This window comes from Bradyrhizobium sp. AUGA SZCCT0160, from assembly GCF_018130105.1.
Taxonomy (GTDB): domain Bacteria; phylum Pseudomonadota; class Alphaproteobacteria; order Rhizobiales; family Xanthobacteraceae; genus Bradyrhizobium.
In genome coordinates this window covers 230,286-240,982 of record NZ_JAFCMD010000012.1, presented here as the reverse complement: position 1 = coordinate 240,982, position 10,697 = coordinate 230,286, and the positions used below count along the sequence as shown (strand labels likewise).

At 62.8% G+C, this 10,697-nt stretch carries 7 protein-coding genes; 2 read left to right on the top strand and 5 right to left on the bottom strand.

Annotated features, from left to right (window positions below; all coding sequences use genetic code 11):
- Positions 1–1,357: 1,357 nt before the first annotated feature.
- From JQ558_RS20785 to JQ558_RS20775, 3 genes are all read right to left on the bottom strand, one after another.
- Positions 1,358–2,788: a citrate transporter gene (locus JQ558_RS20785; protein WP_249142554.1), complete on the bottom strand. Its 1,431-nt coding sequence runs from the start codon at positions 2,786–2,788 to the stop codon at positions 1,358–1,360.
- 316 nt (positions 2,789–3,104) lie between these two features.
- A complete protein-coding gene (locus JQ558_RS20780; protein ID WP_212294735.1) occupies positions 3,105–3,776 on the bottom strand; it encodes a hypothetical protein in 672 nt (223 codons plus the stop codon).
- Between the two features lie 220 nt (positions 3,777–3,996).
- Positions 3,997–5,919 carry an AsmA family protein gene (locus JQ558_RS20775; RefSeq protein ID WP_212207670.1) on the bottom strand — a complete coding sequence of 641 codons (1,923 nt, stop codon included), beginning with the start codon at positions 5,917–5,919 and terminating at the stop codon, positions 3,997–3,999.
- A 248-nt stretch (positions 5,920–6,167) separates the two neighbouring features.
- Between JQ558_RS20775 and JQ558_RS20770 the strand changes: the two genes are divergently transcribed.
- Positions 6,168–6,875, top strand: coding sequence for a CoA transferase subunit A (locus tag JQ558_RS20770; protein ID WP_212294733.1), 708 nt, complete (start codon positions 6,168–6,170; stop codon positions 6,873–6,875).
- 24 nt (positions 6,876–6,899) lie between these two features.
- Complete coding sequence (locus tag JQ558_RS20765) at positions 6,900–7,550, top strand: 3-oxoacid CoA-transferase subunit B (RefSeq protein ID WP_212032632.1); 651 nt, start codon at positions 6,900–6,902, stop codon at positions 7,548–7,550.
- Between the two features lie 192 nt (positions 7,551–7,742).
- Here JQ558_RS20765 and JQ558_RS20760 read toward each other — a convergent pair whose 3' ends face one another.
- Together JQ558_RS20760 and JQ558_RS20755 are read right to left on the bottom strand one after the other, a co-directional pair.
- Complete coding sequence (locus JQ558_RS20760; RefSeq protein ID WP_212294754.1) at positions 7,743–9,341, bottom strand: iron ABC transporter permease; 1,599 nt, start codon at positions 9,339–9,341, stop codon at positions 7,743–7,745.
- 252 nt (positions 9,342–9,593) lie between these two features.
- Positions 9,594–10,622 carry a Fe(3+) ABC transporter substrate-binding protein gene (locus tag JQ558_RS20755; RefSeq protein WP_212207672.1) on the bottom strand — a complete coding sequence of 343 codons (1,029 nt, stop codon included), beginning with the start codon at positions 10,620–10,622 and terminating at the stop codon, positions 9,594–9,596.
- Positions 10,623–10,697: the final 75 nt, after the last annotated feature.

Here is a 10,697-nt window from a genome sequence, read left to right as displayed (position 1 = left end):
AAAGCTGCACACGAGCATACAGGGCAGCGGAGAACACCCGGCCTTCCCTGCGCAATGGCTTTACGGCTTATGCCGTGATCTCCCCGGAGACGAGTTCTTGGTTGACTCCGTCACCGCCGGTTCAGCTCTCGCCTACCCGACAGCTTGACACCTGCAACGGGCGCCAGGACCACACGGTTTTGCCGTACGCTTAGTCCGCGCCGTCGTCTCAGCGCAAACAAGCGTCCACCGCAACCCGCCCAACGTCCGTGACGACGGCCGACGCCCTCTGAGTGGGACGGGATGGCGATAGATGCGCACTGATTTGGGTCGGCCGACAACAGAAATATTTTTGATTTACAGAAATTTTCTACTTGACATGATTTCTGTAAAGCAGAACTGATTTGCCCCGGCTTCGCCAAGGCTACGCCGGGCGCGGCCGTCGGGTTGATTTGTCGCGCCTTGGCTTGCAGATTGCTATTGCGCGCGCCGCGACGCAGTTCTCAAGGCGCAGGCAGATTGCGGGGTGAACCCATAAGTTCAAGCGATCACCCGGCGTCGGCTTTACCCTGGACTACGGACGCAATTCAGGCGTGGCGTGAGGTCCGGACGCGCCCGAGCTTGAGCTTGGGTAAGCCACTGCCTGTTTGAAGTGCCGGGCTTTTCCTGACTCCACAGAATTTGGGGAAGATCTTTATATTGCTCTGGCCGGGGCGCTTTTCATCCCGAACGAATTTGAATTTGACCGGCGAGGGTCGCGCGAATGCGGCCCTTTTGATGCACAATCACAAGGGGGGTTAACAGCGTTGTTAATCGCCCCTCTCGCTGTTTGACTCACACCCAACTGGGGCGGCGGCCCCGACCCCGCAATATCAGCGCGCAATATCAGCGCATGAGCGATTGAAAATATTCCGGTCCCAAGAAAGAGGCCGCACACGGCAAATCAATCCTTGTCTTGCGCGTACTTCTCCAAAACCAGCCGATTATACTCATCTCTCACAGCTCTCCGTGAGATATGCCCTTTTCGGTCCTTGGCAATCTTCAGAAGATCAGGATCAGTCGGTGCCTGTGATTTCCTTCTGAATCTGGCAAAGAGTCGACTGGTAGGCCCCGAGGCTCTTCCAAACAGCCGGTCAAACCATCCCATTGTGTCCTCACCGGTCATACTGCGAACTACGACACCCTATCATCATGAACTTAGGACACTAGGGGTCAAGTACGGACAGTACCCTTCCAGCCCTATGGGAACAGATTGGCAGCTGAGAACGCAGGTCGAACTCAATATCGTATGACCGTTCAGGGAAGCTGACATCGGCTATCCCGTCGACCCCTTTCGCCAAGGGCCAATTGCCGACGTTCCATCCGCGCCAGGCTCGCTTTACAGGTGGCCAGCCACGCCCAGTTGATAGTTCACATCTAGCGCAGCACGCTTTTTGTGTGGAGGGTCAGGATTCCAACCAACAATGGCGAACATAACGAAGAAGCCCACAATGTACGCTACCGCGACATACCAGCCGTGGCGCAGCCACAAGCCGACCGACTTGGCCTCCGGATACATATTGGAGATCGCGACGCCCGCAGACGAGCCGAACCAGATCATCGAACCGCCGAAGCCTACGGCATATGCAAGGAAACCCCAGTCGTAGCCGCCCTGCTTGAGTGCGAGCGCCGTCAGCGGAATGTTGTCGAACACGGAAGACAGGAAGCCGAGCCCCAGCGCCGTTTGCCACGAGGCGACAGGCAATTCCTCGACCGGCATAAAGGACGCGTTGGTGACAAGGGCCAGGAGGAAGACCGTTCCCTTGAACGTTTCCGGCAAGATCGCCCAATCCGGCCGACGCAGCGGCGCGGCCGCGAGAATGACGATCCAAACCGCAAGTCCGATCACGGGGATAACATCGAGCACCGCCGGAAACTTCAGGTTGGCGATGACGTTGGCCAAAACGGCGATGGTCAGGATTGCACCGACAACGCCCGCATAAGTCCAATCGATGTGCAGGCGACGCTGCGCATCCTTCTCTATTGGGGAATGGCGGTGTTGTGCCAGCGAAGCCGGTATCCCGTAGATCAGGAAGCCGGCGACGGCTGCGACGTAGGCTTCGACGACGCGCAGCGGGCTGATGCCGTCGATCCACATCATGGTGGTGGTGGTATCACCGACCACGCTGCCGGCGCCGCCGGCATTGGCGGCCGCAACGATGGCGGCAAGGTAACCGATATGTAGTTTGCCCTTGAACAAGTGCCGCGCCATCGTGCCGCCGATCAGGGCCGCGGCAATATTGTCGAGGAAGCCCGACATCACGAATACAGTAGCAAGCAGAACCAGGCAGCCGCTCCAACCGTTTGGCAGCAACGCCGGCATCGCGTCGGGGATTCGACTGTTCTCGAAATGCCGCGACAGGATGGCGAAACCCATCAGCAGCAAAAACAGATTGGCGAGGATCACCCATTCGTGGTGGAGCTGGAGCATCAGGCCGGTCAGGCTCTCGCCTTGCCGGAAGCCGGTAAACAGGAGCTTGTAAAGTGTGACGGCCACGAGCCCGGTCAACGCCACCTCAAGCGTCTTGTTGTGAAACACCGCTACACCCAGCAGTGTCAGGCCGAACAGAATGAAATCAACCGGAATGCCGAACAGGAAGACGGGCTGAGCCGAATACGGGCCAGTTGTGGATGCTGCCGCGACGGGATCTGCGATCAGGACGGCTGGGAGAGCCACCGCGGCTGCAACAAGCAGCAGGGGCACATTCGTGGCCTGCCCGGTGAGGGATTGGGCACGGAGGATTTCTTCGGCTGAACGTCGGGGATGCATCGGGTGCGCGCTTTCCGCGTGGCGGCCCGACCATCGCTTGACCTGTCACTGCCACATGCAGCGAGCACCCGAGTGCCGTTCTACACGCCAACCGAAAGAAAGCAATGTGTGCTGGAGGCTGATGTCCGCTCTGAGTCATTCGGCGGAAGCTGACGTCCGGGTCGGCGAGTTCCGATCTTCCCCTAACAACGGACTTCACTCGTCAGATCGGCTAGTTCTGAAAAGTGCCAAAAGCAGACATCACGATCTTTGCCGGATTCCTGCTTTGCTCCCAAGATCGGTTCGAGGAGATGACGGAGGCGTTTTCCGTTGGGTGCTAGCTTGCGCCCGAGCCGGGTGCCGGACTGAGCGGAGCGCCCCCTACCGAAAAGGGGCCGACAGGCCTGGAAAGTGGCGGAGGGGTCGGAGGAAGAACTGGAGGGAGTACTTTTCTCGACGCCTGGATGACCCGCGTGCGAGGATTTGGACGTGGGATGCTGGAGGTCGTCAACGGTGCGATGCTGGAAGTCGTCAGCGGCGGCGCCTGATTCTGCAGGGAGCTCACCTGCGCCGTCAGCAGCGAGAGTTGACGGGTTATTCTTTTCAAATCCGCCTGTTGGGCTGCGGAGCTCTGGATCAGCGACATCAACACATCGGCGTTTTGCTCCTGCGACGTCTGAATGTCCCGCAGTCCCGCCCTGACAACCGGATCCGGTACGAGGACCGGAGCCGGGACAGGCGGAGGAGATGCAGCGACGCGATTGTAATTTGGCGGGGAGAAGCGGCTGAAGTCCGGCAAGGACAACCGATCGACGCTCGGCAAAGAGAACTGATTGAAAACCGGCAGTGAGAAGCCGCCGAAACTCGGCAAGGAATTGGCGGTGGCGGCACCAATGACGGCCATGGCAGCCAGCGAGACAGCTAACACCGGCACCGGGCTTGAGGCCACCCGCGGTGCCCCCTCGGGCTGTTTGTCTCCTTGCGTTTCCCTGCCGGGTGCTTCGGTCACCTGCGTTCCCTACGTCTCAGCCCATCGCCGGTCAGCAAAACAAAAGAGCCATCGCGGTGACAAACCAGCAATGGCTCGCGCGCGCTTGCCCACCTGAATTCGGCTCAAATCATGGGCTCGTATGGTTAATGTTCCGTTATTCCAGAGACCAGCCGGCATCGGTGCCCGTCCGAGCCAGGTCGCAAGCGTCATCGTGAACAGGACTGTCGTCCCGCCATCGTCAGTTCGGCTTCGTGGCACCTTCTGCCGCCGCCGGTGCCGCCGGCCTTGGGCCGCCGCCGGTGATCCGCTCGATCACCGAGCGAACGGCGTCGCGGGTCTTGCGATCCTTTACCGCATCCAGCAGCGGGGCGGCACCCGGCGAGCGGCGGATCAGGCTTTCGGGATCGGGAAACACCAATGGATCGTCCCAGGGTCCCTGCACCACGAACGGCAGGTCGAAGCCGGGCGGCGCGTTGGGTGCAGACGTCAGACTGGCGACGCCCTTCAGATCGTATTCGCGCGCCGGCACCGAGGCCGTGCCGGTCAGCGTGAGCCGCGTCGTGGGACCCTCGACGCGGACGTCTTCGGCGGTCGCGATGCCGTCGTTGAATTTTACCTCCACGTTGAGCGTATCGAAGGGCGTCGAGCCGTTGCGGAAATTGCCGCTGCCGGACAGCGGCCGCCGCTCCAGCCGCTTCAACAGCTGTTCGACATTGAAGCCGGAGATCGCGCCGTCACGGCCGTTCAGGGTCGCGGTGCCGTCGAGCGAGGTGACGAGCCCGAACGGGCTGGAGCCCGAGGCCACCAGCGAGACATTGAGATTGCCGCGGCCGGAGAGTTTGTTGATGCCGAACAATTCGGATGCGCAGGCGTGCAGGTCGACATCGGTGAACTGGAACTGGGCCTTGACGTCGGCCACCGCGTCCGAGCGCGCGACACCGAACGTGCCCTTGGCGATGCCGCCATACATCTGCGCCTCGGCGACCGAGAGCGCGAGCGCGCCGCCGCGCAGATTGGCGCCGAAGGCGGTGCGGCCGAGCTTGGTCGAACCGACCGTCACCCTGGCGGCCGACAGCCGCATGTCGAGATCGGTGGTCGACAAAGAGTTCAGGTCGAACAATTGCCGATTCCAGTCGCGCGCGCCGCTCGCCAGCAGGCGGAAGGTCGAGATGTAGGGCGTGAAATCCAGCGCCCCGGCGGCCAGCGTCGCCTGCAGCGTCTGCCGGCCGTTATTGGCGAAGGTCATCACGCCTTCGGCGACGTTGCCGTCGAGTTCGACATTCACATTGGTCAGCGCAACGGAAGCGCCGACGACATTGGCGCGGGCCTTCAGCGCGAAGCGGCCGAAGCCGCCGCCGGGCGGCGTCTGTCCCATCCAGCGCAACGCGTTGCGCAGGGACGGGCTGTCGATCGTCACCGTGCCTTCCATCATCAGGCTGGTGCGGTTGGCGAGTGCGCCATCGAATGCCAGTTTCAGCGGTGCGCTGACCAGCCGCGCCTTCACGCCGGAGCGATCTCCCGACAGCAGCGCGAGGAAATCGCTGGCGCTGACCGAGCCGTCGACGCGCTCGCCGCGCCAATCGAACTGTCCGGTGGCGGCGAACGAACGCGAGATCGACGGCCAGGCCAGCGACAGGTCGATATCGCTTAGCGCCTCGGAGGCCTGGCTGGTGGCGTCTTCATAGTTGAGCACGCCGTCCTGGATCCGGATCTCGGAGAACGACACCTGATTCTCGGCGCCCGGCTTCATGGCGCGCGCGATGGTCTCGACGAACGGCGTCCAGTTGCTCTCGCCATGGCCGTTCCTGACGACGCGGATATGCGGCCGCAGCATCATGACGTCGGCGATCTCGAACCGCCGCAGCAACAGCGGCAGCAAGCGCAGATTGGCCGTCAGCACGTCGACCTGCAGCGCCGGGTCGACGGTGGCACCGCCCTTCAGTCTGACATTGTGAAACGAGACATAGCTGCCGGGAAATACCGAGACGTCGATCGCACCCGAGACGACCAGATCGAGCCCGGTGACGGCGCGAATCTGCGCTTCGACCGCCTGGCGCAACGCGTCCCGGTTGAGGAACCAGGAGGTCCCGATCAGGCCAATCAAAGCCAAGCCGAGAAACGCCGCAATCGGCATCCCCAGGCGCTTCATTCCTTGGGCCATCGTCAAAGACATATCCAGGTCGGGTTGAGGTCGAGGGTTTGGTTGTCCGGGGCGGCCGCGTCTAGCTTTCAGCCCTTGCCAACCCACACAACCTGAAGGGTTTTCTTGACGCTTTCAAGGCCATCCTGGCGTTGTGAACCGCCGCCGGTGGTCCAAAAGCGCGCGCATTGACGCAGTGCGAAGATTTCGCCTAATAATCCCCTGATTATGCCGGCCTTGAGCCGTTTCCTCCATCAGGTCAGACATCCATGAACAAGGTTTACCCCGACGCCAAATCGGCACTCGATGGCGTTCTCAAGGACGGCATGATGATCATGTCGGGTGGTTTCGGTCTTTGCGGCATCGCCGAGACCCTGTCGGACGCGATCCGCGAATCCGGCGTGAAGGGCCTCACCGTCATCTCCAACAATGCCGGGGTCGACGGCATCGGGCTGAGCCGGCTGCTGGAGACGCGGCAGATCAAGAAGATGATCTCGTCCTATGTCGGCGAGAACAAGCTGTTCGCCCAGCAATACCTCGCCGGCGAACTGGAACTCGAATTCAATCCGCAGGGCACGCTGGCCGAGCGCATCCGCGCCGGCGGCGCCGGTATCCCGGCCTTCTTCACCAAGACCGGCGTCGGCACCCTGATCGCCGAAGGCAAGGAAGTGAAGGAATTCGACGGCGAGAAATACATCATGGAGCGCGGGCTGTTCGCCGACCTCGCCATCGTCCACGCCTGGAAGGGCGATACCGCCGGGAACCTGGTCTATCGCAAGACCGCGCGCAATTTTAACCCGATGATGGCAACCGCTGCCAAGGTCACCATCGCCGAGGTCGAGCATCTGGTGCCGGCCGGCGAGATCGACCCCGATCACATCCACACGCCCGGCATTTTCGTCAAACGCATCATCGACGTCGGCACCGGCAAGAAGCGGATCGAGTTCCGCAACACCCGTCCGCGGCCCGCCGCGTAACTCAACAGGAAGCAGGAAAGCACTATGGCCTGGACCCGTGAACAGATGGCCGCTCGCGCCGCCAAAGAGTTGCGCGACGGTTATTACGTCAATCTCGGCATCGGCATTCCGACGCTGGTCTCGAACTACATCCCCGACGGCATCGACGTCAGCCTGCAGAGCGAGAACGGCATGCTCGGTATGGGCCCGTTCCCCTATGAGGGCGAGGAAGACGCCGATCTCATCAACGCCGGCAAGCAGACGGTGAGCGAACTGCCGTCGACCAGCTATTTCTCGTCAGCCGAATCCTTCGGTATGGTGCGCGGCGGGCATATCGATCTGTCGATCCTCGGCGCAATGCAGGTGGCGCAGAACGGCGACCTCGCCAACTGGATGATCCCCGGCAAGATGGTCAAGGGCATGGGCGGCGCGATGGACCTCGTCGCCGGCGTCAAGCGCGTCGTCGTTGTCATGGAGCATTCCGCCAAGGACGGCCCGAAACTCCTGAAGACCTGCAACCTGCCGCTGACCGGCGAGAAGGTCGTCGACATGGTGGTGACGGATCTGGCTGTGTTCACCATCGACAAGCACGGCAAGGACGGCATGGCGCTGATCGAACTCGCCGACGGCGTCACGCTGGACGAGGTCAAGGCCAAGACCGAAGCCGAATTCCGCGTCGCACTGAAGAACGCGTAAGGCGCGACTCGCGGTTCGTCGTCCCGGGCTTGACCCGGGACCCATACGCCGCGGCGGGTGTTATTAGCAAAGGTCGCTGACGCCGGCGTGCTTGCCGAGGGCCGCGGCGTATGGGTCCCCCGATGCGCAATTGCGCATCTGAGATCGGCGCTCGCTGTGCTCGCTTGTCCGGGACGACGGGTGTTGTTCGCGCTACGCCGGGCCTGACGGCACGTCGGAGAACCGCGTCAGCCACGCCACCGGGCCGATGCTGGCGGCGACGATCAGCAATGCTGCGAGCGCGCCGTCTTCAAAACTGCCGCGGCTGGCGAACTGGTAGATCGAGGTCGCCAGCGTCTCGACGTTGAGCGGCCGCAGCAGCAATGTTGCCGGCAATTCCTTCAGGCAGTCCACGAACACGATGATGACGGCGCCCAGCATCGCCGGCCGCAGCAGCGGCAGATGGATCAGCCGCATCGTGGTTGATTGCCTTGCGCCGGCGGCGCGCGCGCTGTCGTCGTAGTCGTGCGGGATTCGCTCGAAGCCTGCCTTGATCAGTCCGGTCGGCACCGCCAGGAAGCGGATCACATAGGCGATCACGACGGCTGCACCCGAGCCGACCAGGAACAGTCCCGGCAGTGAACCTCCGAGCCATCCGCCGAGCGCGCTCAGGCCATTGTCGATCGCGAGCACCGGGGTCAGCAAGCCCAGCGCGAGAACCAGGCCGGGCAGGGCGTAGCCGGTTTGCGAGATGCTCATCGCAACGAGGCGCACCGGATCCGGGCGCCAGCGCCAGGCCAGGATGGTGGCGAAGCCGAGGAAGAGCGCGATCAGTGTCGCCAGCGTTGCGAACGCCACCGAATTGAAGGCATCGCGCCCCAGCGTCATGTCGAAATTGGTCAAGAGCCCGCGCTTGAAACTCTGCTGCAGCAGAAACAGCACCGGCACGATGAAGCCGAGCAGCACCGGCGTGAGGCAGGCGGCAAACGTCCACCAGCCCCGCCTGCCGTGCAATCGCGTGCGCGGCGTCAGCCGCGGGCTCTCGGCGGAAAACCCGGTCGCGACATTGCGGCGGCCATAGCGTTCGATCGCGATCAGGCCGGCGACGATCGCCAGCATGAAGCAGGACAATTGCGCCGCGCCGGCGAGGCTGCCGCGGTTGAGCCAGGTCGTGAAGATCGACACAGTCAGCGTACGGACGCCGAGATATTCGCTGGCGCCGATGTCGTTCAACGTTTCCAGCGACACCAGCGCGACGCCGACCGCCAGCGCCGGCCGTGCCATCGGAAGCGAGACGCGGAAGAATATCTGCAGGCGGCTGGCGCCGAGCGTTCGCGCGGCCTCGGCGAATTCGGCGCTCTGGAACTGAAACATCGTCCGCGCCGAGAGATAGACGTAAGGGTAGAGCACGAGGCCGATGACGATGATCGCGCCCGGCATCGAACGCAGATTGGGCAGGACGGCCACCGTGTCGCGCAGCGGAAACCAGATCGCGAGCATGCGATGAACCAGGCCGAGTGGCTCGAACAGGTCGGCATAGACATAGGCGGCGATGTAGGTCGGAATCGCCAGCGGCAGCGGCATCAGCCACAACAACAGCGCGCGGCCGGGAAAGTCATGCAGCGAAATCAGCCACGCGGTGCCGGCGCCGATCACAAGCGCCAGCGCGCCGACGCCGAACAGCAACAGCGCGGTGTCGAGCATCGCCCGCGGCAACACATAGGCGATCAGATCGCGCCACAGATCGGGCGCGGGGTTCATCGCCAGCGCGATGACCGCGATCACGGGCGCAGCGACCATGATCGCGGTCATGACAGCGATGGCCGCCGAGATCCGTCCGGCGTGCGCGGATGGGTTCACGTAAAAAATTTCTCAGGCGAGAGGTACCGGTAGTTCGACCTGCCGAGGTCTACTCCCTCCCCCCTTGCGGGGGAGGGCGGGGGAGAGGGGTAAGCCACACCCACCGCCGTTGCCGCCGCCCCTCTCCCTAACCCTCCCCCGCAAGGGGGGAGGGAACAGGGCGGAGCAAGTCCGGGCATCACGGCACAATCAGTCGTCAAAGCATCAATTATCAAAGCCGACCTTGTCTACCAGCGTCGCGGCCGCCTTGCGGTTGGCGGCGACCTTGGCGATCGGCAGGGTATCGGCGTTGAGCTTGCCATAACCCGCAATCGTCGGGTTGATGGCGACGCCGGCGCGCACCGGATATTCGTAGTTCTGGTCGGCATACATCTGCTGCGCCTTTTCACCGGCGAGCCATTCGATCAGCTTGACGCCGTTGGCCTTGTTCGGCGCGTGCTTGGCCAGCAGCACGCCGGACAGATTGACGTGGGTGCCGCCGCCCGCAAACGTCGGCAGGATCACCTTGGTGGCTTCCGCCCACGGCTTCTTTTCCGGATCGTTGTTCATCATCAGCGCCCAGTAATAGGTGTTGCCGATGCCGATATCGCACTTGCCGGCGGCGACGTCGCGCGCGGCCTCGCGATCTCCGCCCGACGGCTTCTGCGCCAGATTGGCCTTGACGCCGCGCAGCCATTCCTCGGCTTTGGCCTCGCCGTACTTCGCGGTGTAGGCCGCGAACAGTCCGTTGTTGTAGATGTGCTGGCCGGAGCGGATGCAGATCTTGCCCTTCCACTTGGGATCGGCGAGCTCTTCATAGGTGATGGCGTCCTGCTTGACGCGATCCTTCGAGGCGTAAATCACGCGCGCGCGCATCGAGATGCCGGCCCAGTGTCCGTCGGGATCGCGGTATTGCGCCGGCACGACCTTGTCGAGCGCCTCCGACTTGATCGGCTGGGTCACGTCGGCCTTCACGGCCTCGTCCATGCGGCCGATATCGACCGTCAGCAGCACGTCGGCCGGGCTGTTGGCGCCCTCAGCCTTCATGCGCTGCTCGAGCCCCGAACTGGCCGAGACGACGTTGACCTTGATGCCGGTGTCCTTGGTAAAGGCATCGAACAGCGGCTGGACCAGCTTGGTTTCGCGATAGGTATAGACGTTGACTTCGCCGTTATCGGCGGAAGCCGTGGTGATGGCCGACGAAGCCAGACCAAGCAACGCCGCTGATGCGGCGAAGACGCGAAATTTAATCATGAGGGCTGCTCCGGCAGGCACGAGGATGATGCCGGTTTCACTAGCCCAGCGGATAGCGCGCACGAAGCGCCGCGA